The 21,336-nt window shown below is 33.7% G+C and carries 24 protein-coding genes and 1 riboswitch; of the genes, 14 read left to right on the forward strand and 10 right to left on the reverse strand.

The genetic code is table 11. The annotated features are described in order from the left end of the window. Nucleotides 1-56 precede the first annotated feature (56 nt). From H7F21_RS12310 to H7F21_RS12320, 3 genes are read right to left on the reverse strand one after another with little or no spacing between them, the layout of a single operon-like run. Nucleotides 57-851 (reverse strand): ABC transporter ATP-binding protein, encoded by a 795-nt coding sequence (locus H7F21_RS12310; protein ID WP_185789589.1) that lies wholly within the window; start codon nucleotides 849-851, stop codon nucleotides 57-59. Beyond that, nucleotides 851-1,879: a FecCD family ABC transporter permease gene (locus H7F21_RS12315; protein ID WP_185789590.1), complete on the reverse strand. Its 1,029-nt coding sequence runs from the start codon at nucleotides 1,877-1,879 to the stop codon at nucleotides 851-853. The genes H7F21_RS12310 and H7F21_RS12315 overlap by 1 nt, the downstream gene beginning before the upstream one ends. Then, complete coding sequence (locus H7F21_RS12320) at nucleotides 1,880-3,022, reverse strand: ABC transporter substrate-binding protein (RefSeq protein ID WP_185789591.1); 1,143 nt, start codon at nucleotides 3,020-3,022, stop codon at nucleotides 1,880-1,882. It abuts the gene before it with no gap. A 71-nt stretch (nucleotides 3,023-3,093) separates the two neighbouring features. After that, a riboswitch (cobalamin riboswitch) is annotated at nucleotides 3,094-3,285 on the forward strand. 64 nt (nucleotides 3,286-3,349) lie between these two features. Here H7F21_RS12320 and H7F21_RS12325 point away from each other — a divergent pair. Next, on the forward strand, nucleotides 3,350-5,281 hold the full coding sequence (locus H7F21_RS12325; protein ID WP_185789592.1) for a TonB-dependent receptor plug domain-containing protein: 1,932 nt from the start codon (nucleotides 3,350-3,352) through the stop codon (nucleotides 5,279-5,281). Nucleotides 5,282-5,311: 30 nt separating this feature from the next. Here H7F21_RS12325 and H7F21_RS12330 read toward each other — a convergent pair whose 3' ends face one another. Continuing rightward, nucleotides 5,312-6,745: a S41 family peptidase gene (locus H7F21_RS12330; RefSeq protein WP_246431471.1), complete on the reverse strand. Its 1,434-nt coding sequence runs from the start codon at nucleotides 6,743-6,745 to the stop codon at nucleotides 5,312-5,314. Between the two features lie 325 nt (nucleotides 6,746-7,070). Between H7F21_RS12330 and H7F21_RS12335 the strand changes: the two genes are divergently transcribed. The 4 genes from H7F21_RS12335 to H7F21_RS12350 all read left to right on the forward strand — a co-directional run bounded on the left by H7F21_RS12335 (nucleotide 7,071) and on the right by H7F21_RS12350 (nucleotide 9,296). Further along, nucleotides 7,071-7,580, forward strand: a complete 510-nt coding sequence (locus H7F21_RS12335) for an RNA polymerase sigma factor (RefSeq protein WP_185789593.1) — start codon at nucleotides 7,071-7,073, stop codon at nucleotides 7,578-7,580. After that, entirely contained in the window at nucleotides 7,567-8,061 is a 495-nt protein-coding gene (locus tag H7F21_RS12340) for a hypothetical protein (RefSeq protein ID WP_185789594.1), read from the forward strand. The genes H7F21_RS12335 and H7F21_RS12340 overlap by 14 nt, the downstream gene beginning before the upstream one ends. A gap of 20 nt (nucleotides 8,062-8,081) precedes the next feature. Continuing rightward, nucleotides 8,082-8,654: a DUF4252 domain-containing protein gene (locus tag H7F21_RS12345; protein WP_185789595.1), complete on the forward strand. Its 573-nt coding sequence runs from the start codon at nucleotides 8,082-8,084 to the stop codon at nucleotides 8,652-8,654. Between the two features lie 96 nt (nucleotides 8,655-8,750). After that, a complete protein-coding gene (locus H7F21_RS12350) occupies nucleotides 8,751-9,296 on the forward strand; it encodes a DUF4252 domain-containing protein (protein ID WP_185789596.1) in 546 nt (181 codons plus the stop codon). 26 nt (nucleotides 9,297-9,322) lie between these two features. On the opposite strand, the gene H7F21_RS12355 is transcribed toward H7F21_RS12350, so the two are convergent. The 3 genes from H7F21_RS12355 to H7F21_RS12365 all read right to left on the reverse strand — a co-directional run bounded on the left by H7F21_RS12355 (nucleotide 9,323) and on the right by H7F21_RS12365 (nucleotide 11,557). After that, the gene (locus tag H7F21_RS12355) at nucleotides 9,323-9,520 is read right to left on the reverse strand and encodes a hypothetical protein (protein WP_185789597.1); all 198 of its coding nucleotides are present in this window, start codon (nucleotides 9,518-9,520) and stop codon (nucleotides 9,323-9,325) included. Nucleotides 9,521-9,546: 26 nt separating this feature from the next. Beyond that, entirely contained in the window at nucleotides 9,547-10,890 is a 1,344-nt protein-coding gene (purB, locus tag H7F21_RS12360) for an adenylosuccinate lyase (RefSeq protein ID WP_185789598.1), read from the reverse strand. 100 nt (nucleotides 10,891-10,990) lie between these two features. After that, nucleotides 10,991-11,557: an adenylosuccinate lyase gene (locus H7F21_RS12365; RefSeq protein ID WP_185789599.1), complete on the reverse strand. Its 567-nt coding sequence runs from the start codon at nucleotides 11,555-11,557 to the stop codon at nucleotides 10,991-10,993. A 41-nt stretch (nucleotides 11,558-11,598) separates the two neighbouring features. Here H7F21_RS12365 and H7F21_RS12370 point away from each other — a divergent pair, with 41 nt between their 5' ends. From H7F21_RS12370 to H7F21_RS12385, 4 genes are all read left to right on the forward strand, one after another. Continuing rightward, nucleotides 11,599-12,078 (forward strand): heme-binding domain-containing protein, encoded by a 480-nt coding sequence (locus tag H7F21_RS12370; protein ID WP_185789600.1) that lies wholly within the window; start codon nucleotides 11,599-11,601, stop codon nucleotides 12,076-12,078. 147 nt (nucleotides 12,079-12,225) lie between these two features. Next, nucleotides 12,226-12,633, forward strand: a complete 408-nt coding sequence (locus H7F21_RS12375) for a hypothetical protein (protein WP_185789601.1) — start codon at nucleotides 12,226-12,228, stop codon at nucleotides 12,631-12,633. Next, complete coding sequence (locus H7F21_RS12380) at nucleotides 12,630-13,316, forward strand: helix-hairpin-helix domain-containing protein (protein WP_185789602.1); 687 nt, start codon at nucleotides 12,630-12,632, stop codon at nucleotides 13,314-13,316. The genes H7F21_RS12375 and H7F21_RS12380 overlap by 4 nt, the downstream gene beginning before the upstream one ends. A gap of 57 nt (nucleotides 13,317-13,373) precedes the next feature. Then, nucleotides 13,374-14,609, forward strand: a complete 1,236-nt coding sequence (locus tag H7F21_RS12385) for a glycosyltransferase family 4 protein (protein ID WP_185789603.1) — start codon at nucleotides 13,374-13,376, stop codon at nucleotides 14,607-14,609. 51 nt (nucleotides 14,610-14,660) lie between these two features. Here the strand turns inward: H7F21_RS12385 and H7F21_RS12390 are convergent, their stop codons facing one another. Continuing rightward, a complete protein-coding gene (locus H7F21_RS12390; RefSeq protein ID WP_185789604.1) occupies nucleotides 14,661-17,078 on the reverse strand; it encodes a hypothetical protein in 2,418 nt (805 codons plus the stop codon). A 237-nt stretch (nucleotides 17,079-17,315) separates the two neighbouring features. On the opposite strand from H7F21_RS12390, the gene H7F21_RS12395 reads away from it, so the two are divergent. The 3 genes from H7F21_RS12395 (at nucleotide 17,316) to H7F21_RS12405 (ending at nucleotide 18,562) form a co-directional block, all read left to right on the forward strand. Beyond that, nucleotides 17,316-17,762, forward strand: coding sequence for a hypothetical protein (locus H7F21_RS12395; RefSeq protein ID WP_185789605.1), 447 nt, complete (start codon nucleotides 17,316-17,318; stop codon nucleotides 17,760-17,762). Then, nucleotides 17,762-17,962 (forward strand): helix-turn-helix transcriptional regulator, encoded by a 201-nt coding sequence (locus H7F21_RS12400; RefSeq protein WP_185789606.1) that lies wholly within the window; start codon nucleotides 17,762-17,764, stop codon nucleotides 17,960-17,962. The genes H7F21_RS12395 and H7F21_RS12400 overlap by 1 nt, the downstream gene beginning before the upstream one ends. 93 nt (nucleotides 17,963-18,055) lie before the next feature. After that, nucleotides 18,056-18,562, forward strand: a complete 507-nt coding sequence (locus tag H7F21_RS12405; protein ID WP_185789607.1) for a hypothetical protein — start codon at nucleotides 18,056-18,058, stop codon at nucleotides 18,560-18,562. 63 nt (nucleotides 18,563-18,625) lie between these two features. On the opposite strand, the gene H7F21_RS12410 is transcribed toward H7F21_RS12405, so the two are convergent. After that, on the reverse strand, nucleotides 18,626-19,303 hold the full coding sequence (locus H7F21_RS12410) for an SIR2 family NAD-dependent protein deacylase (protein WP_185789608.1): 678 nt from the start codon (nucleotides 19,301-19,303) through the stop codon (nucleotides 18,626-18,628). A 127-nt stretch (nucleotides 19,304-19,430) separates the two neighbouring features. On the opposite strand from H7F21_RS12410, the gene H7F21_RS12415 reads away from it, so the two are divergent. Together H7F21_RS12415 and H7F21_RS12420 are read left to right on the forward strand one after the other, a co-directional pair. Then, entirely contained in the window at nucleotides 19,431-20,087 is a 657-nt protein-coding gene (locus tag H7F21_RS12415) for a TrmH family RNA methyltransferase (protein ID WP_185789609.1), read from the forward strand. Nucleotides 20,088-20,124: 37 nt separating this feature from the next. Next, the gene (locus H7F21_RS12420; protein WP_185789610.1) at nucleotides 20,125-20,487 is read left to right on the forward strand and encodes a VOC family protein; all 363 of its coding nucleotides are present in this window, start codon (nucleotides 20,125-20,127) and stop codon (nucleotides 20,485-20,487) included. 3 nt (nucleotides 20,488-20,490) lie between these two features. On the opposite strand, the gene H7F21_RS12425 is transcribed toward H7F21_RS12420, so the two are convergent. Further along, nucleotides 20,491-21,309, reverse strand: a complete 819-nt coding sequence (locus tag H7F21_RS12425) for a carboxypeptidase-like regulatory domain-containing protein (RefSeq protein WP_185789611.1) — start codon at nucleotides 21,307-21,309, stop codon at nucleotides 20,491-20,493. Nucleotides 21,310-21,336 lie beyond the last annotated feature (27 nt).

The following is a 21,336-nucleotide window of genomic DNA, read 5'->3' on the forward strand; positions in this document are numbered from 1 at the left end:
TTATTAAGAGAAGCTACGGTCATTAGAATTTTTCTAAATTTCAACTAATTAGTGCTTTATTTCGTCACTCTAAAACTTCCAGAATTATTATCGAACGAAATCAAATCTTTTGGAAATAGCGACTCAAAAATACCTTTTGAAATTAAATGGCGAGGTTGGTCGCAAACTACGTCATTGTTCTGCATTACAATCATGGTATCGCATAACTGAATTGCCAAATCAATTTCGTGAGAAGAAAACAAAATAGTTTTACCGGTATCTTTGGTTAACTTTTGCAATAATTTTAAGATATAGGCTTTATGATACATGTCAAGATGTGTTGTAGGCTCATCCAACACAATAATATCGGTATCTTGAGCTAAGGCTCGAGCAATCATTACCTTTTGAAGTTGCCCGTCACTCAATTCAAAACACTTTTTATCTTTTAAACCTATAATATTGACGAGCTCCAGAGCATTGTTAATTATGGACACATCGTTTTCTGTAAGATTTCCTATCCAATTGGTGTAAGGATGTCTGCCCAAAGCAACAAGTTCATAAACCGACAGATTTTTTGAGGAGAGAGGTTCTGTTAAAACAATACTCAATTGTTTTGCTAGATCTAGAGTTCCTGTTGACTTTAAATCGTTACCATTTAAGGTGATTGCGCCTGATAATGCTGGTTGCACTTTTATCAGTGTTCTTAAAAGCGTGGATTTTCCAATACCATTGGCACCAACCAAACCAATTAGTTGCCCTTTGTGTAGTTCAAAATTAATATTTGATGCAATAATGGATTCAACCTTTTTGGTCTTATAACCGATGGAAAGTTGATTGGCTTTTAGAATGATATTTGTGGTTTGTTCTCCCATTAGAACATCATTTGTCTTTGCCTTACCAATAACCAAATCACAACTGGTGCTCCTACTAAGGCTGTAATTGCATTAATGGGTAATGTGTAATCACTTCCTGGAATTTGAGCAATACTATCACATATAAGCATCACAATGGCACCAAATAAAAAGACCGCTGGCATTAATATTTTATGGTTTGAGGTCTTGAAAATTTGTCGTGTTAAATGTGGGATGGCCAGTCCTATAAAAGCAATTGGACCAGCAAACGCAGTAATTGTTCCTGCGATTAAACTTGTTGCCAAGATTATGATCAATCGGCTTTGTTTTAAATTAAGGCCTAAGCTTTTGGCATAATTATCACCAAGTAAAAGACTGTTTAAACCTTTTATAGACGCTATGCTTAGCACTATTCCCACTAAGTAGATACCAAAGAAAATTAATAATTCGTCCCATGATAAATTACCTAAACTCCCAAATCCCCAAAAAATATACTGCTGTAGCTGTTCGGCAGAACTGAAGTAGGAGAGTACACTGACCACAGCTGCTGTGATGCTGCCAAACATTAAACCAATAATAAGAATGGCCATGGTGTCTCTTACTTTATTAGAAACTGCTAAAACAGCTAATAACACTAAAAAACTACCAAGACTCGCAGCAATAATTATGCTCCATTTTGACACGAGTGCCGTAGCAAAGAAACCACCAAATAATCCCGAACCTAAAATAACTATAGCAACACCCAAACTAGCGCCAGAACTAATACCCAAAACGAAAGGACCTGCCAGCGGATTTCTAAAAAGTGTTTGCATTAATAATCCTGAAATCCCCAAACCAGAGCCTACTAAAATTGCCGTTAGTGCTTTTGGTAATCGCACTCGATTAATAATGACTTCCCAGGTCGAATTTTCGATAGCTCCAAATAAGCTTTCGAAAACACTTTTAATAGGAATATTTACTGAACCTAAACTGATGTTTACAAAAAAGCATATTATTACTACTGCTATGAGTAGTAAAAACTGAGGTCTATATGTTTTTTGCTTATTCAATTAATTGAGTCTTTTAAAGAAATATGGCGTGTAGTCCAGTAACAACTGAGGGTGACAAATCTTGATGATGTCTTTTAAAACTAAATCTGGTCTCGCAGTGCCAAGTTCATAATATAGCACACCTCCAGTTTCGCCTGTAGTATCTGAAAATGTATAAATTGCTTGATTCTTAAACGCCTTGAAGTTAGTATAAAGCTCACTGGCTTCTTCCAATTGTTTAAAACTGGTATAGTATGAAGGGTTTAACCATAAATCTGCATTCTTGCCCTTATCAAAAACGGTTTCAAAACTTAAAGCTAGACTGCCATTTCCAGTGGTGTCGCTCCATAAGTAGTTCACATTGGCATCTTTTAGAAATTGTGCTTCGGGACTAGAACCATTTGGTAAGTACCATACATCTTTGTGCATGGCACCACTTAGAATCGTAGGTTGAGATTTCGCCTGCTTTGCAATCGCTTTAGCGGCAAGATAATCTACTTCAATTTGGTTAAAAATGGAGTCAGCTTCTTTTTCCTTATTGAACAACACTCCAAAAAACTTGATCCATTCGGCTTTTGCTAGTGCGGAAGATTCCACCCAATCGCCATTATAGATAACAGGAATTCCAGCGTTTTTTAAAGTTTCAAAAGTCTTATTAACGCCATCTACACCAAAACCAATCAATACATCTGGATTGAGCTCTAATAATACTTCTGTGTTAATACCTTCATTTTTGCCTAACTCCCTAACTTCACCGTCAGTAATGCGCTTTCTAGTTTTCTTTGAAGAAATATAATCTGTACCAGGAAAACCAACTAAGCTTTGTTCGACACCTAGGAGTTCTAGTCCAGGAATATGTGTTGTGGAAGTAACAACTATTTTGCGTATATCATTGGTTATGATGCCATCATAGTAGTCTTTTGGAAAAGTCATTTTAGATAATACCTCGCTAGAAGCTATTAGATATTTATAGCTTTTACTCGCTTTTGGCCAAGGTTTTAAAATACTAAGCACTTTGAAATTACCATTGTCATCTACTGAAAAACCTTCGGCATATTTTAATGCTAGTGTAATATTTTTAGTTTGAAAAGGAATTTCCTCTTTTGGCTCATTTTTACAGGAAACAAACGCAACTAAAAACAAAAATAAAAATGATAATTTCATTGTGAAAAGTAGATATTAAATTCAAAAGTAAGATTATTTGAAGTTTTAAGTAAACACTTAAACAAAATGTTTAATTTCGCATCGAAATTAGGTTCTAATCGTTAACCGATTGGATTAAAAGGGAATCTGGTGAGAAACCAGAACTGTTCCCGCAACTGTAAGCTATAAAGCTTGTTATAAACTTCAATGTCACTGGAATTATTTTCTGGGAAGACTAATAACAAGACGCAAGTCAGGAGACCTGCCAATTTCAACATAGAAGTCAAACTTTCGGGATAAAAGTTTACGTATAGTTCGCTGTATGTTCTCGAGCAATTAAATTTTAAAATGAACAAGACAAAACTGTTTTGTAACATACTTGGTATGGGTATGTTATCTATTGGATTCGCACAAACAAAGCAAGATTCAGTAAAAGTTGAAAAATTGGATGAAGTCGTTATTACGGATTCTAGATTTAACCTTAAACGTGAAAATTCTGGTAAAGTAATTACTAAAATCACGGCTCAAGACCTAGAAAAGCTACAAGGTCAATCTGTCGCAGAAATTATTGGAAGAACTGCTGGAGTGGAAGTAAATGGTGTGCGCAGTAATGCTGGCCAGAACCTAAGTTATTTTGTCCGTGGAGGACGAAACCGACAAGTATTAATTATGATTGATGGTGTTCAGGTTACCGATCCTTCGCAAATAGCCAATGACTACGATTTGCGTTTACTAAATGCAGATCAAGTTGAATCCATTGAAATTCTTAAGGGAGCGTCGAGTACACTATATGGTACAGGAGCGGCAACGGCTGTGATTAACATTAAACTAAAAGATGCCTCTAAAAAGGCATTTAATTTAAATTTACGAAGTACACTTGGTACTAACCAATCTTCAGATGATAATAATTATGCTATTGAGGATTTTAGAAATAGTGTTTCTGTAAACGGAACAGTTGGTAAATTTAATTACTTGGCGAGTTTTGGTCAGCAATTTACAGATGGATTATCAGCTATAGAGAGCGGTATAGAATCAGATGCCTTTAGTAGCAACAATGGAAATTTAAAATTAGGTTATAGGTTTAGTAATAATTTTAAGCTTAATGCCTATGGGAGTTTTGATAACTATAATGCTGATTTTGATGATAGTTTTGGAATGGTGGATTCTGATAATGAATCAATTTCTAGGCAATATAGAATTGGATTGTCTCCAGAATTTAAATATAATAATGGAAGCATTATTTTAAATGCCGCTTATAATGATGTTGAACGCGAAATCGAATCTAGTTTCCCATCAATGTTTAATGCTCAAAGCATCATTGTAGACGCTTTTAATCGTTATAACTTTAGTGATAAGTTTTATACCGTTTTGGGCATTAATTATCAAGATAACCAAATGGAAAGTTTCTCAATTCCTTTTGGTGAAACCGATTTTAGTCAAGCTATTGATCCAGAAACTGCGCAATTTACTATCACTGATCCATATGCTAATGTGGTATATGTTTCTGATTTTGGTTTAAATGTAAATGCGGGTATGCGTCTTAATAACCATAGTGAATATGGAAGTCATTTGGTATATAGCTTAAATCCATCTTATAAAGTAGATTTAGATTTTGGATATGTAAAAGGTTTAGCGAGTTATAGTACAGCTTTTATAACACCTTCTTTGTTTCAATTATTTGAACCAAGTTTTGGGAATGCAGATTTAGAACCTGAAGAAAACCAAACTATTGAAGTTGGAACAGAAGTTTCAATAAAAGATAAGGCAACTTTTAGCTTGGTGTATTTTAATAGAAATGAAGATAACTTTATTGATTTTATTGACACAGGAAATTTTGTATTTCAATATCAAAATATTTCTGAATCTTTTACCGCGAGTGGTTTAGAGTTTGTTGCTCAAGCTAATTTGACTAAAGATTTAGATGTTAATTTAAATGCAACGTATACATCTTTAGATGAAGATTTAAGTTTAAGAATTCCTGAGATTAAAATTAATACGCGATTAGACTATTCATTATCTGAAGCAACACAATTGAGCTTATCTTATCAATATAATGATGATAGAGAAGACGTAGTATTTAATAACATGACGTTTGAAAATGATTCAGTAACTCTCGATTCTTATGGTCTGTTAGATTTTTACATCAGTCATAAAATTATAAATAGTAAGATGACCGTTTTCGCTAACTTCACTAACATCTTTAATGAGGATTATCAAGAGTTATTTGGTTTCACAACAAGGGGGCGAGGATTTAATTTAGGATTTAATTTAAATTTATAAGATAAAAAAAGCCGCTTTAAGCGGCTTTTTTTATCTAAGTTCTATATACATGTCTTGTTCTAAAGGGTGAATTAGTCCATCTCGTTTTATTAATTGAAAGTCCATAAAGCGATCTTGAATATCCGAAGATCTTCCAGAACCTAGTATGTCAGTAATTGCTTCTGCTAGTAGTGGTTCTTCAGGATTACCAAGTGTTCCTAAGGCGTATCTTACTTCGATAAGTGGAATGTCTGGAGTTATTCCGTTCGCTGGAACAAGTTCGTCATTAACATTAGTTGAGTTGGCCACTAAAGGTTGCATCGCATAGTTATGGTTAGGGTTAACGTCTTCAAATGCTAAATTTGCAGAGTCATAAATGGTTATTGAAGCTTGTGTTTTACCTACTGTATTTTCACCAATAACGACAACATCTATGTAGGCGTCTAAACTATTAATTACAAGTTCACTTGCAGAGGCTGTTCTACGGTTAGTGGTAAGCACGTAGACTTTATTGAGATTAAGACTGTTAATAGCACCACTTCCTTCAATAGTATTAGTAAACAAGAAATCTCGGTTATTATCTTGTAAATTTTCGTTATAAAAAAGCTTAGAATATACTTGACTAGTAAACTGACCAGTTATCATGCTACCTAAATAAGCAGCCGTTTGTACTGATCCTCCACCATTATATCTTAGATCTAAGACTAATTCTGTTACACCATCTGCTTGAAAACCGGCAAAAGCAGTATTAAGCTCATTCTCAAAGTTATTATTAAACCCATTATACATTAAATAACCAACTTTGGTATTATCACTCAGGGTTAGAGTTTGGGCTATATGAACAGGGTTTTCCGTGTATTGTACCTTAGTAAGAGTTTCACTATTACCATTTAGGGTTATGATATCATCATTTATATCAGAAGTGCCATTATCATCGTAATCTGCAAAATTTAAAGTATAGGAATCTTGTGAAAGAAGACTTACAAAGTTTGTCTCTGTAAGATTAACATCGTCTACTGCTTTAAAAATCATACCACGTTGTAGACCTAAATTATCGGCAACACTATTATTTAAAACCAATGTAATCGCACCAAAAACTTCACTACTGCCCTCAGTGACTCTGTATAAATTAAACTCCAGTCCGTTGCTTAGACTAACACCTTGTTGCTGGTTTTGAAGATCGAAATAATTATCGGTAATTCTGCTAAATCTATCCACTGTATCTGGCAGATACTTTAAGGATTCAAAGAGTATTTCGGGCGAATCAAAACCCGCAAGATAGCTCGCATAGTCCTCATTGGTTGAAAATCGGTCATTAGCTAAATCTGGAATTTCAGATTTATACAAATAAACAGCATTCATACCTTTCCAAACAAAGTCTTTGATATCGGAAACGGCAATAGCATTATCGTCATTGTCTTCAAAACAGCCTGAAAGCATAAAGGAGATGGCGCAGAGTGCTACCAATAGTTTGCAATTTTTCATAATTTCTTTTTTCTCGTAAATAACAATCTTCTACATATGTCTGTAAAACTCTAAAATTACTTACATTATTATAAAAAAAAAAACTGAAGTAATTTATTCTTATTGTTTGTGAGCGAGAATGATGGCTTTTGTGACCTAATGAAGTTAATTTTAGGTTGCATAGCCTTGTTACGGAACGATAAAATTGACAAGATTAGGCTGTGAAATGCGTATTTGTAGATAAAAGAATAAGATTAATTTACTTCTTCGTGTAACAAATTGTAATGTGTATCGTCGTAATATTGAAAGCGAATAAAAAGCGCTTTTACCACCAATCAAATTAGTAATGAAGCAGGCAGATTTTGTAAGCTTAGTAATGCCATTTAAGGATAAGGTGTTTCGTTTAGCAAAACGTTTACTGGTTTCTCGAGAAGAAGCCGAAGATGCTACGCAAGAAATACTGTTGAAATTATGGAGAAACAAAGAGAAGATAGGTGACTATAAAAATGTAGAAGCATTCTCAATGACGATGACAAAGAATTTCTGTTTAGATCGATTAAAATCGAGACAGGCACAGAATTTGAAAATTGTTCATAGTAACTATACAGATAATAGTTCGTCATTGCAGAAACAGGTAGAAGCCAGAGATAGTATGGATTGGGTATCTCGAATTATGGAAGATTTGCCCGAACAACAAAAAATAATAGTGCAGTTAAGAGATATAGAGCAGTACGATTATGCTGAAATTGCAAAAATGCTAGATATGAATGAAACAGCAGTAAGAGTAAATTTATCTAGAGCACGTAAAACAATAAGAGAAAAATTGACTAATACACATAGATATGGTATTAAATAACGTAGAAAAACTATTAGAAAAGTACGATAACGCTGAGACTTCGCTAAAAGAAGAAGCACAGTTACGTGTTTATTTTGAAAGTGATGATGTAGCACCGCACTTAGAGCATTATAAACCAATGTTCTTGTACTTTTCACAATCACAGCAAGAACAGTACACTAAAGACGTTCCATTAAAACCTAAGAGAACAAAATTGTATCAATGGATTTCTGTCGCAGCTGTAGCCGTTCTAATGCTTGGTTTTATTATTCCGACTGTTATTGGACCAACTCAAGAAGAATTGAAAAAACAAGAGTTAGCCATGGAAGCTTACAACAAAACTATGGAAGCTTTTAAATTAGTATCGCTAGGAATTAATGAAGGCAAGCAACAACTTAATTCACTTGCTATGGTCTCTGATAATTTTAACCAAGGGATAGAAGAAGCAGGAAGATTAAGTGAATTTTCAAAAACAACGAACAAAATTTTTAAAAACAAGTAACACACAAAAATTAAGAAATCATGAAAAAAGTAATTGTAATAATCGCACTAGTATTGGCACCTATGTTGTCTGGAGCTCAAAGTATTTTTGACAAATACGAAGATATGCCAGAAGTAGCCTCTGTTATCGTAAATCAGAAAATGTTTAGTATGATCGCTACTATTGATGTTGATATGGATGATCCAGAAGCGCAGCAATATATGGATATGGTAAAAAAGATTACAGGTCTTAAAGTATTTACAACTGGAGATGAAAAAATATCCGCAGATATGAAAGCTACGGTAACAAAATATCTTAGATCTTCTGATCTTGAAGAGTTAATGAGAATTAAAGATGGTGAGCAAACTGTAAAGTTCTATGTAAAAGAAGGTAAGGATGAAAACCACGTAAAAGAATTACTAATGTACGTTAGTGGTTTAAAAGAACTTACTGAAGGACAGAATATTGAAATTAATGGAAAGAAGCGTGAGATAGAAACGGTTTTATTAAGTCTAACAGGTGATATTGATTTAAGACAAGTATCTAAAATCACAAATCAAATGGATATTCCAGGTGGTGAGCAGTTAAAGAAAGCGGGAGAAAAGAAAAACTAATACTATAATGAAATGAGCCTATAACTATCTTGATATCAAATAAGATATTTATAGGCGAATTCCATCTGACCATTAAAAAAAAATAAAAGTAAACAGATGAAACAGTCAATCAAAAAATCAGTTATGATGTTGCTTTTGGTTGTTGCTTTTACAAGCTGCAACCAAGGGCCAACATTGCAAACCTACTTTGTAGATAATGAACTAAAGCCAGGTTTTATATCTGGAGATATACCAGCTAGTTTTATAGATGTCGAAAAAGTAGAACTAACAGATGAACAGCAAGAAGCATATGAGTCTGTAGACAAACTCAATGTCTTGGCTTTTACGCTTGGAGAAGAAAATAAGGAAGAATACAAGTTAGAACTTGATAAAGTCAAAGCTATTTTAAAGGATTCAAAATATCAAGAGCTGATGCGAGGAGGCAATACTGCCGATGGTAAATTTATGGTGAAGTTTATAGGTGATGTAGAGAATATCGATGAACTTATTATTTTTGGCAATGCAAATGATAAAGGTTTTGTGGTTGCGAGGGTACTAGGAGATGATATGAATGCAGGAAAGTTAATGTCTTTGCAATCTGTATTAAAGGACGTTAATTTTGATGACACTAACCTTAATGGGCTAAAAGATTTTTTTAAATAAAAAACTGACAATATTTATTTAAAATGTTAATGCGAATCGTCTTGAAGTTTATCTTCAGGACGATTTTTTTTAGTGTCATTTTTTATGCCATAGACAATAGCGGCACTAAATAAAATACCAAAACCAATGAGCAGTAGGGCTTTAACGATGAAATAATCTAAAATTTCCAATAATCCTGAAACAAATAAACCTATGGTCACCGCAGCAGTTAAAATGAGTGCCATGTAATTTCTATTTAAGGGAAATAGCTTCATATACCAGTATAATTGCTCGGAGAAATGGCTTTCAGTTCGGCCTTGATAATCTCAGAGATCTCTAAGGTATCAATAAAATTAGAAATTGAGGTTTCTGTAATGGCTTCATTGGTGCGTGTTAATCCTTTTAAAGCTTCATAGGGATTGGGATAACCTTCACGTCTCAATATGGTCTGAATAGCTTCAGCAACTACCGCCCAATTATTTTCTAGATCTTCCTTAAACTTGGATTCATTCAGAAGTAGTTTGCCCAAACCTTTTAAAGTGGATCTAAAGCCAATGATTGTATGTCCAAATGGTACACCAACATTTCTTAAGACGGTACTATCTGTAAGATCGCGTTGTAATCTTGAAATCGGTAGTTTGGCGGCCAAGTGCTCAAAAATAGCATTGGCAATTCCTAAGTTACCTTCACTATTTTCAAAATCTATTGGATTAACTTTATGTGGCATCGCAGAACTACCAACTTCTCCTTTTTTAATTTTTTGCTTAAAATAATCCATAGAGACGTACGTCCAAATGTCTCTATCTAAGTCTATAATAATGGTATTGATACGTTTTAAGCCATCAAATAGTGCAGCAGCATGATCGTAGTGCTCAATCTGTGTTGTTGGGAAAGAATGTTGCAAGCCTAAAGTTTCTTGTACAAATGTCGTTCCGAACGCTTTCCAATCAATATTTGGATAAGCTACTTTATGTGCATTAAAATTTCCTGTAGCGCCACCAAATTTAGCTGCACTTGGTACATCATTTAATAAGTTGAACTGCTCTTTTAATCGTACTGCAAAAACTGAGATTTCCTTTCCAAGTCGAGTAGGCGACGCAGGCTGTCCATGTGTTCTTGCCAACATTGGTATCGTTTCCCACTCTTTGGCTAAATATTCAATTTTTTCTAGTAGCGCGAAATATTCAGGCACATAAACATCGTTCATGGCATCCTTTATACTTAGTGGAATAGCAGTGTTATTGATGTCTTGAGAGGTTAAACCAAAATGTATAAATTCTTTGCGGTCTGATAAGCCTAAAGCATCAAATTTTTCTTTAATAAAATACTCAACTGCTTTTACATCATGATTAGTGATTTTTTCAATCTCTTTAATCGCAGCAGCATCAATTGGAGTAAAGTTTTTATAAATAGCTCTTAAATCTTCAAAGATTGAACTAGTTACAGACTCTAATTGTGGCAGTGGTAATTCACAAAGTGCGATAAAATATTCAATCTCTACCAAAACTCGATATTTAATCAATGCTTCTTCTGAGAAATAGTTGGCTAAAGATGCTACTTTAGATCTATATCTACCATCTATTGGTGAAATTGCGTTAAGCTGTGAAAGTCCCATTTGCTCTAAAATTTTGAAGCATCAAAGATAAGTAAGTTAGTTAGAAGTACGAAGTTAGCCGATAGAAGTTTTCAACCTTTAATGAACTAAATTCCTTTTGCTATTTTGGTTTTATTTTTCTTAATATATGTCTAGCTCTCGCTTTAAAACCGGAGCTTTGCATTTGGAAATCGCGTTCCAAAATTATAGCCAATTCAGGATGAATCCAATCGTACTCTAAGCCAAGTAAGTAAAGGGAATTCATGGAGTAAGCCTTAGGTGCAATTTTTTCGTCATTAATCATCCAATCGAAACAGGCTTCAACGATTTTTTCTTTATGATTTTCTGTCAGATATTTCTTTATGTTATTATCTGTTTTGGAATAGTATGTGGTTATTAAATATTCACAAATTTTTGCCACCGGTCGCACTGCAGAATCTTGATGCACTCTCGATATATTCAGTGTAAAAATGTCTAAATGAGGAATAATGGCTTCTAGCTTTTCGCTACACATAAATTCAAAAACCCAAGCGGCTCTGCAGGAAATTTTATTATCTACTTCAAAGAGAATTTCTAAAAGTGGTACTACCAATTCAGGATTGTCAATAATTAGGTTGGCATAGAACAAACGTTTTTCACGCGAATGATTCACATAATTTAATTCCTCGTAAAGTTCGTCTTTTTTCAAAAGGTTTGTTAATTTAACAGTTCTAAAATAGCCAAAATAACATGATAAAAAAACTCCTCAAAAATGCATTTTCAGTAATTCTCATTGTGTTTGTGTTAGCGCAGTTCTTTGGTCCTGAAAAAAATGATGGTGATTTGACGACAATTGAAGGGTTTATGGCGGATACTAATCCACCTGAGGATGTGAAACTAATTCTCAAGAATGCCTGTTTAGATTGTCACAGTGATCATACGCGTTATCCGTGGTATAATAGTATCACTCCAGTTAATTATTGGCTTGCCGATCATATAAGACATGGTAAAGGGGATTTTAATGTTTCCAAATGGAATGATTATTCAGATCGAAAGAAAGATCATAAATTGGAGGAATTAGCAGAAGAAGTTCAAGGCAGGCACATGCCTTTACCAAGTTATTCTTGGACGCATAGTGACGCTAAGTTAACAGATACCCAAATTGAATCTATTACGGCATGGATTAAAATAGCTAGGTTAAAGTATGCCTTTATAAAAGATCCGGAGTAGACATCTTTTGTAGTTTCTAAGTTTCAATTTTAAGAAAAAAGCTTACTGTTAAAATATTATTTAGAATTTTTCTAAATAATTTTTATTTCCAAGGTTTCGTATGTAGTTTTGCACTGTCAAATTAAGATTAATAGATACGTCAATCATTTGAGTTTAAAGAGAGTTATTATTTTGGCTTTTGTAATTATGATGGCAGGTACAGTTTTAGACTTGTATCTACTAAGTCATTATGAAAGTATTTTACAACTTATTCCGATACTCTGTATAAGTGTAATGATGTTGATCGTACTCCTTTTAATTTTTCTAAGAACAAGATTATTAAAGAATATTTTTAAGCTAATCTTGATAATAGCTGCATTAAGTGGTTTTTACGGCTTCTATTTACATTTAAATTCAAATTTTGAGTTTGAATTCGAAATGACACCAACAGCCAGTAATTGGGATTTGTTTATAGAAAGTTTATCAGGTGCTCTACCAACTTTAGCACCATTTAGTATGATAGTTTTGGCATTAATCGGATATTCATATTTAATCCTTATAAATCAAAAACAATGAAAAGTATATTTAAGTTATTAGTCCTATGTATTTTGTTATTAACAGTTGGGTCTTGCAAAAATGAAAAAGAAGAAAAGCAAGAAGCGACAGAAGTAATTGAAACGAAAGCGGAAGTAGAGAATATTACTGTTGAAACAAAAATTAGTAAAGTTCTTAATGCGAACTTGGCTACTGAGGCTGATTTAACCGCACTTGGATTATCTGCTGAAATCGTTGCACAAATTCTTTCTAAACGACCGTTTCTTAGTATGAATGATTTAGATGCTTTACTTACTGATACGAATAAAGAAGAACTTTATAAAACCCTTTTTGTTCCATTTAATTTAAATACAACTGCAGAGGCTGATTTTAAAATGATTCCTGGTGTTGGTGATAAAATGGCTCATGAATTTGAAGAGTATAGACCTTATGTAAGCGTTAAACAGTTTAAAAGAGAAATAGGTAAATATGTTGATGAAGATGAAGTAGAGCGTTACCTAAATTATGTATTTGTGCCAGTAGAATTAAATACAGCATCAGAAGAAGACATCAAATCATTACCTGGTGTTGGTAAAAAAATGACACACGAGTTTGAAGAGTATAGACCGTATAAAAGTATGGAACAGTTCAGAAAAGAGATTGGTAAATATGTAGATGATAAAGAGCTTAAGCGCTTAGAACGTTTGGTTTATTTAAAGAAGTAATAAACATGTACTCTATATATTTTATAGACAGTTTTAAATTTCTATTTAAAGGTTGTTATGTCTAGTAACAACCTTTTGATTATAGGTTTTGTTTGGCCAGAACCCAAAAGTTCTGCTGCAGGTAGTAGAATCCTGCAGCTTATAGAGCAATTTCAAAATCAAGGCTATGACATTACTTTTGCTTGTGCAGCTAAGACCTCTAAAAATACTTTTGATTTAGAGCGAATAAATGTAAATACGCGCACAATTGAATTAAATAATAGTTCGTTTGATGACTTTATTTCAGATTTAAATCCAGATGTGGTTTTATTTGATCGCTTTATGATCGAAGAACAATATGGTTGGCGTGTCGCAGAGCAATGTCCCGAAGCCTTAAGGATTTTAGATACCGAAGATTTTCACGGTTTACGAAAAGCAAGGGAATTGGCCTTAAAAGAAAATTCTGAAATTACTATTGAGCATTTACAAAATGATACCACTAAACGCGAAGTTTCAAGTATCTACCGTTGTGATTTAAGTTTGGTAATTTCTGAAACCGAAATGAAGATGCTAACCAAGCAGTTTAAAATTGATCATAGTTTACTGTACTACCTACCATTCTTATTAGATTCTATATCTGATGATGAGATTGATAAATTACCAATTTTTAAAGAGCGACAGCATTTCATTACTATTGGTAATTTTTTGCATCCACCAAATTATGACGCGGTTTTGCACTTAAAGAAAAGTATTTGGCCTTTAATCCGACAGCAATTACCAAAAGCAGAATTGCATATTTATGGAGCTTATGAATCCCATAAAGTAACTCAATTACATAATAAAAAAGAGGGTTTTTTAATCAAGGGTTTTGCTGAAGATGTTAATACAGTAATGCAAAACGCTAGAGTATGTCTAGCACCTTTGCGTTTTGGAGCGGGACTTAAAGGTAAACTTATAGATGCCATGAAGTACGGAACACCTTGTGTAATGTCGAATATTGCTTCAGAAGGGATGTTTGGAAAATTAGAATCAAACGGATTTATAGAAGATAATCCTGAAAATTTTAACCAAAAAGCGGTGGAGTTATATACTAATCATGATATCTGGCAAAAGAAGCAAGACCATGGTTTTAAAGTTTTAAATCAACGTTTTAATAAATCAGCTTTTGATACTGATTTTGCTTCAAGAATAGCGGAATTAAAAACAGATTTGAAAACACATCGTCAAAACAACTTTATTGGTAATGTGTTACAACACCAAACGCTACAAAGTACCAAGTATTTAAGCAAGTGGATAGAGGAGAAGAACAAATAGCTTTAAACAAGTGTAAAGACTATTTTATAGTTATGCAAGCGCCAGTTTCACTTAATTTTCATTTGTAATCAAGGTTTTGATTTCTGAAACTAAATCCCCATTTTCAGTGGCACCTTCAATAAAAAGTTTTAGGTTATTATTTCCGGGATTATGTATGGTAAAATTTAAATACCCTTCTTTATCAAGTTTGCAACTAGGTAACCAATCAATAACACCGTATTCTATAAAAAAATCACTATTGTAATTGTTATATTTTGGTACATAAAATTTCTTTTCTTCTGAAAAGGCTAAGGGAAACTTATATTTCTCAAATGGATTTTGTTGGTTTTTGACAATGTAGTCTAAGGATGTATAAATTTTTATGACGCCTCTAGATCCGAGAAAACCTTCACCAAATCCGTTAGGATTTATTGCAATATAATCAACATTGTTCATGTAAAACGCATAGAAATAATTAGTATCTGTCATGAGCATGTCATCTAAATAGATAGCAGGGCCACCTCCAATAGAATCTCGAGTGAACGATGGATTTCTCCTTGAAATGAATAATTGGCCTAAATACTCACTCGCTTGATATTGCAGCACATATCCATTAATGTAATTGGCAAATGTGAGATTCATTCTTCGTTTGGCGTCATCAAATACATCGACTCTATAGAAAGCATCATTTTTAAGCTTTTCTATTTTTGCTTTTTTAATGTCTGCTTTAACCACTACCTCATCTAGAACTTGTGTGTCCTTAATACTATTTGCTATTAATTCATTATTTTGAAGAGCCTCAAAGATGCTCATTCTTTTTGTAGGTAAAGCATGAGTCTCAAAGGGGTAATCTGGTAGTTTTGACGGAAAAAATTGGGAATAAATATCTGGCTTTTTGGCCTTACCTTTTTTATTTAAGGCTCCAATATTCAGTGTTTCATTTTCCAATGGATACAACTTAGGGACTACAAAACTATTTTGGCCCTCTTCTAGATTTACAGTTAGCCCATCAGAAAGTTGAAGTGGAAATACAATAAAATCTTTTTGGTCCTTGCCATTTTTATTGGCCTTTAGAACGATGCCATCTTCAAATACATGGCGATCGGAAACATTATTATTAAAGATATCGGTCCAATTATAACTGCTCCAGCCCTGTGTCATTAGCAATTTATCGAGATCATATTTTTTTTTGGAATCAATATCGGTGAAATAGTACTGTGCATTTTCTATGTAACTCCTAACATAAGGTTGGAGATACGTGTGGGAAATAATGTTATGATGTCTTTTGTAGGATTCTGTTTTTTCTGGCAACACTGAAATACTAAGATTATAATCATCTGCCATATCACTAGTGAAATGGTTCACTGGGATACGAATTTGCATAGAATCTTTTTCTGTTGTAAAGCTTGGAGGTCCAGTGGTAGCTATTTTTAGATTTTCGTAATTAAAGATCATACGCTCCAAAATAGGCTTATTGTTTTCATCAAAAAGTGTTATGATATTTATGCCAGTGTATAATTCAGCACGCTCAAATGCCTTAACGAGGCTCGTTTGATAAAAAATAACAGGTATTCCGTTAACCTGACTGCCGTTGTGAATAGTAAGCTTAAATTCTTTTCCATTAATATCTTCCAGAGTGCGTTCGTTGGTATTTAGTTGTACAACAAGATTTCTCAAGGAATTATTGACATTAATCGAAATTCCTTTGGATTTGAAATCATCAATAACATATTCAAATGGTTTATTAAAATGAGTAATCCGTACTAAATACTTTTTACCTAACTCTGGATAGAGCATAAATTTCCCTATACCTAGACTATTAGTTCTAAATGTTGTGATTGGTTTTTCATCTGAATCATAAACGGTTCCTGTTACATCAGAAACGCCGTACCCCTTGGTATCTTTTATTATGACACCAACATTCGTTTTAACTTGATCTATAAAGTGTCCACCCTCTGGTAGGAACTGAACATCCAATATATTCTCAGTGAGCATATTCTTAACGGTTCCGTCTATGTTGGGATCAATAACCTTGAAAGATTCAACAAAAGCATTAGGTTCGTCAAAATTCCTCATCCAATTGGTGTAGGCCTTGAACATGTAATTTCCTGAAGTAAAAGTGCTATCTATAATGAAAATATTATTGACATACCCATTGTCTACTTTTACCAATTTTTGCTTTACGACCTGATCGTTTTTATCTGTGATGACACAATAAAGATTTTTGGTCATTTTTGACGGTATCTTTAGGTCTTTATCAAAAATGTATCCACTAAAACCGAGCATTTCACCAACAATAAAAGTGCTTTTATTCAAATGACAATAAGCCACTTCTCGGTAAGATGAACTATACTCGTCAAATGACATTAGTATACTGTCTATGCCTTTCTCCTGTGCTCTTAAGGGGTTGTTTATAAAACAAAACAGAGTAATTAGTACTAACCAGTTTTGTTTTACCCTTGGTACTCGTGAGGGTTTTATATAAAGCATATTAAATCGATGTTGGTGTTTGTATAAAGATAGCTAAATAGGATTGAATAAAAAATCATAAAAGCCTGAAGCGCTTTGAATTAACACTTAATTAACTTACTGAATGGTAACTGTATAACTTCTATTGGTGAAAATTAATTTAGTTTAATTGAACAAATTTGCATAATTCAAAAATGTAAAGTATATTTGTCATATAGTAAAAATAATTTTACTTAATAGAAAATATATTTGTCAATTATGAGTAAGAAAAGTTTTGTAGAGTGTGAGCGTCATCGTTTACAGAAATTATTAAATTTTAGGTTGCCAATAGCATTCAAGTGGTTGGGAGTACTTTTATTAGTTTCGGCATTTGTGCTGTTCTTTTTTAGAATACAGTTTCCAGATCAAGGTGAGCTACTTAGAAGTATAGGCAGAAAAGCCTTTATTGTTGGCTTATTATGTATTTCATTAGCGAGAGATAAGGAAGAAGATGAGATGACAGTGGGCTTGAGGGCACAATCTTATGCCATAGCTTTTATCGTTGGTGTCATTTATGCTTTAATCATGCCTTATGTTGAATTTGGAGTTTCCAATGCAGTGCATTCTGGAGGAGAAGTTTATAAAGACCTAGGTGATTTTCAAGTGCTGTCATTTATGCTAATGATACAATTAGGGATTTATCATACTTTAAAGCGCTATAGATAATGGATAATACAATCAAAGTAGAACGGGCTATTTTAAACTTAACACAGGACGATTTAGCTAAGAAAATAGGAGTGTCTCGACAGACCATAAATTCCATAGAAGCCAATCGTTATGTTCCATCAACAGTTTTAGCTTTAAAACTCTCTGATGTTTTTGGAAAACCCGTGAACGACTTTTTTAAATTAAATACAGATGATTAGTCTTCTCATTATGGCCATAAAACTATTATTGAATTTTTTGATGACATTATTTTAGAACATCGATATAGTAGTGAACAAAAAATCAACACTATTATGAAAACTAAAATTCAATCTTTAATTCTTTTAATCCTTTGTCTCGTGATTTCATCCTGTTCGTCAGATGACGATAGTAGTTCTTCATCAGACTTGGAGGGTCAATGGTTTGTAACTTCACTTTTGGTAGAATCAGCATTCGACTTTAACGGTGATGGAAATGCATCTAGGGATTTATTTCAAGAAACCTCTTGTTATGATGGAAATTTCATCCAATTTTTTGATGATGGCGATGTAACCATTGTGGTTGACTTCACTAACATTTTTGTGGATAGTAATAATGAACAGGATTTTGAATGCCAAAGTGGACTTGCCTTATCATCTATTTGGACACAAAATGGAGACAGTGTAACGGTCGAAAATGGGAATGAAGATATTACTGGTCTTATTTCTGGAAACACATTAACAGTAACTGTTCCAGATGGATTTGAAATGGAATTATATGATCCAGCAATTGGACATTATCCTGCTGAAGAAGACTTTACCATCGTATTTACAAAAGAGTAATTTAATCATTATTAAATTAGTTAGTTGGAATCTGCCTAGGGAAATGTTCCTTTAGGCAGTTTTTCATTTCAAAAGCGTCAAGAGTTCTTTCATCCCTTCAGTAGCAGTTTTAGCAATAACTTTAATGTTTGAATTGTTTTCTATCGCAGGTTTAGGATCGATATAATATATCTCTGTATCTGGTTGCACGTAATTTATTAGACTCGCTGCAGGATATACCTGCATGCTCGTACCAATTATGATCAAGATATCAGCAGCATAACATATTTTAACCGCAGTTTCAATTTCTGGTACATCTTCGCCGAACCAAACAATATGTGGTCGTAATTGATAACCTTTGTCACATACATCTCCTAGATTAATGTCTTCTGTCCAAAATTTTATATCCTGTGGATTTCCTATGCTTCTAATTTTTAGTAGTTCACCATGCAGATGTACGACATCACTGCTTCCCGCACGTTCGTGCAAGTCGTCTACATTTTGTGTTACGATTGTGACTTTAAAATCATGTTCTAAAGCTGCCAAATCTTTATGTGCTTGATTGGGCTTAACCTCTTTGAGCTGTCGTCTCCTTTGGTTGTAAAAGTCTAGAACTAATTCAGGGTTTTGTCGAAAACCTTCAGGTGAAGCTACTTTCATAACGTCATGTCCTTCCCACAAACCATCATGGTCTCTAAAGGTTTTTACGCCACTTTCGGCACTCATTCCTGCACCTGTTAATACTACGATGTGTTTTTTCATGATTTAAAATTAGTGAATTTTGTATCATTGAGAAGTAGACATTTTTGTCTGCTTTCATAATCTATGTGAATTTAAAAGATAACCATGTCTCTTTGTTCTTCGACATGACATTTGCTATTTTTGAGTTATGCAAGACCAAAAACTTCTCGAATACCTCGAAACATACCTTACAGAAAACAGAAAGGATAGATTTATTGAGGTTTTATCGAAGCGAACAAAGCACTTTACCGTTGCAACAGAAGACGTTTACCAACTTCATAATACTAGCGCCGTAATACGCTCTTGTGATGTTTTTGGAATACAAGAAGTGAATATTGTAGAGGAGGTCAACTCTAAGCGTATCGATAGGGAAATTGCAATGGGAGCACAAAAATGGGTGGACTTAAATCGTTATCATACCACTAAATCTTGTATTGAAGACTTAAGAACTAAAGGTTACCAAATCGTTGCGACAACACCACACATAGAGGATTGCGGTTTAATTGATTTCGATGTTTCTAAAAAGTCATGTTTTTTCTTTGGTAGAGAAACTGAGGGTTTATCACAACGAGTTTTGGACGAAGCAGATTACTTTTTAAAGATTCCAATGGTTGGTTTTACGGAAAGTTTAAATATTTCGGTTTCAGCGGCCATAATTCTTCAACATGTGACTTCAAAGCTTCGAAAGTCCAACGTTAAATGGCAACTAACTGAAGAAGAGCAGATAGAAAAGCGTTTCGATTGGATTAAAAAGACCATTAAAAATTACGATGCTATTGTGGAGCGCTATCATGAGCAAAACTAATTTTTTGTAAATTTAACTATTAACTAATATCAACATTATGGTAGGATGGTTTGAAATTCCGGTAAACGATATGCAACGAGCTAAAACGTTTTATGAAGCTGTTTTTAAAGTTGAAATTAGAGATGTTAATTTCGGTGGACTGAAAATGGGTTGGTTTCCTGATAATAATGGCGCATATGGAGCTACAGGAACCCTAATTAAGCAAGAGTCGTACATACCTAGTCAAGAAGGTACTCTGGTCTACTTTATGAGCGAAAATGTGGAAGATGAATTAGATAGGGTAGAAGCGGCTGGAGGTAAGGTGTATCAACCAAAAACTAAAATTTCAGACGAACACGGTTTTATGGGTGTATTTATAGATTCTGAAGGTAATAGGTTGGCATTACATTCTAACGCTTAGAAGTTAGGCTTTGTCTTTTTTCTTTTTGCTCTTACGCTCCTTACTTCGTTGAATCACCTTATATTCTTCATAGCATTCGCTTATGGCATCTAGCATCTGCAGATCATTTGCTGTATTGATGAAATCTTTGGAGTAGTTACATTGATTGACGATTTCGTCTAGATCGTACTTCGTTACCTGAAGTAATACCATGAGCATCTCCCTATCAAAACGTTTAGCCAGCTGATTTCTAATTTCATCATCTTCCTTAATCTTCTTTAACTTATGCATTTCGTTTGGTTTCTTACCAAACATATTATAGAGAAAGTCCGCTGGATTAAAGATGGCGCCCAGAACTTTAGTTGCAATATTGGTCTTTCTGCCTTCATAGGCTTTTCCGTATAAACCTGATATTCTATATTGGTTATTAGATTGAATAGGAACTTGTTTCATGTCCACCTCTAAATAACCCGTGAGTTCTAATTGTTTTACGGTAACCTCTTCAAGAGCAAGCGCCAACTCGGTCATGGTGATTTCAGTATTCCCAAACTTTAACCAGTCATTGGTTACTCTAACTTTGATGGATTTATAACCTATATAGGAAAGATGTAGCGTGTCATTAACTTTGGCCTTAATTTCAAACTGTCCATTATCGTCTGTTGCTGTACCTACTACTTGGTTTATGTTAACAATATTAACTTCACTCAAAGGTTCCTGACTTGTGGAGCTAATAATTGTTCCTTTTACCCTTTCTGGTGTTTTGGTAGCAGTACTGTCTTGACTATAGCTATTAACTGTAGTGAAGCATAATAGTAAGATTAAAAAATAGCGCATTAATATCATTTACGTTGTAAAGGTAGTAAACAAAAC

Origin of the sequence: Winogradskyella flava (assembly GCF_014243395.1) — a bacterium.
Classification (GTDB): domain Bacteria; phylum Bacteroidota; class Bacteroidia; order Flavobacteriales; family Flavobacteriaceae; genus Winogradskyella; species Winogradskyella flava.

Coding starts and splice junctions, on each gene's coding strand:
- H7F21_RS12310 (WP_185789589.1), bottom strand. CDS start 851: ATGGGAGAACAAACCACAAATATCATTCTAAAAGCCAATCAACTTTCC.
- H7F21_RS12320 (WP_185789591.1), bottom strand. CDS start 3,022: ATGAAATTATCATTTTTATTTTTGTTTTTAGTTGCGTTTGTTTCCTGT.
- H7F21_RS12325 (WP_185789592.1), top strand. CDS start 3,350: ATGAACAAGACAAAACTGTTTTGTAACATACTTGGTATGGGTATGTTA.
- H7F21_RS12330 (WP_246431471.1), bottom strand. CDS start 6,745: ATGAAAAATTGCAAACTATTGGTAGCACTCTGCGCCATCTCCTTTATG.
- H7F21_RS12335 (WP_185789593.1), top strand. CDS start 7,071: ATGAAGCAGGCAGATTTTGTAAGCTTAGTAATGCCATTTAAGGATAAG.
- H7F21_RS12340 (WP_185789594.1), top strand. CDS start 7,567: ATGGTATTAAATAACGTAGAAAAACTATTAGAAAAGTACGATAACGCT.
- H7F21_RS12345 (WP_185789595.1), top strand. CDS start 8,082: ATGAAAAAAGTAATTGTAATAATCGCACTAGTATTGGCACCTATGTTG.
- H7F21_RS12350 (WP_185789596.1), top strand. CDS start 8,751: ATGAAACAGTCAATCAAAAAATCAGTTATGATGTTGCTTTTGGTTGTT.
- H7F21_RS12355 (WP_185789597.1), bottom strand. CDS start 9,520: ATGGCACTCATTTTAACTGCTGCGGTGACCATAGGTTTATTTGTTTCA.
- purB (WP_185789598.1), bottom strand. CDS start 10,890: ATGGGACTTTCACAGCTTAACGCAATTTCACCAATAGATGGTAGATAT.
- H7F21_RS12370 (WP_185789600.1), top strand. CDS start 11,599: ATGATAAAAAAACTCCTCAAAAATGCATTTTCAGTAATTCTCATTGTG.
- H7F21_RS12380 (WP_185789602.1), top strand. CDS start 12,630: ATGAAAAGTATATTTAAGTTATTAGTCCTATGTATTTTGTTATTAACA.
- H7F21_RS12385 (WP_185789603.1), top strand. CDS start 13,374: ATGTCTAGTAACAACCTTTTGATTATAGGTTTTGTTTGGCCAGAACCC.
- H7F21_RS12390 (WP_185789604.1), bottom strand. CDS start 17,078: ATGCTTTATATAAAACCCTCACGAGTACCAAGGGTAAAACAAAACTGG.
- H7F21_RS12395 (WP_185789605.1), top strand. CDS start 17,316: ATGAGTAAGAAAAGTTTTGTAGAGTGTGAGCGTCATCGTTTACAGAAA.
- H7F21_RS12400 (WP_185789606.1), top strand. CDS start 17,762: ATGGATAATACAATCAAAGTAGAACGGGCTATTTTAAACTTAACACAG.
- H7F21_RS12405 (WP_185789607.1), top strand. CDS start 18,056: ATGAAAACTAAAATTCAATCTTTAATTCTTTTAATCCTTTGTCTCGTG.
- H7F21_RS12410 (WP_185789608.1), bottom strand. CDS start 19,303: ATGAAAAAACACATCGTAGTATTAACAGGTGCAGGAATGAGTGCCGAA.
- H7F21_RS12415 (WP_185789609.1), top strand. CDS start 19,431: ATGCAAGACCAAAAACTTCTCGAATACCTCGAAACATACCTTACAGAA.
- H7F21_RS12420 (WP_185789610.1), top strand. CDS start 20,125: ATGGTAGGATGGTTTGAAATTCCGGTAAACGATATGCAACGAGCTAAA.
- H7F21_RS12425 (WP_185789611.1), bottom strand. CDS start 21,309: ATGATATTAATGCGCTATTTTTTAATCTTACTATTATGCTTCACTACA.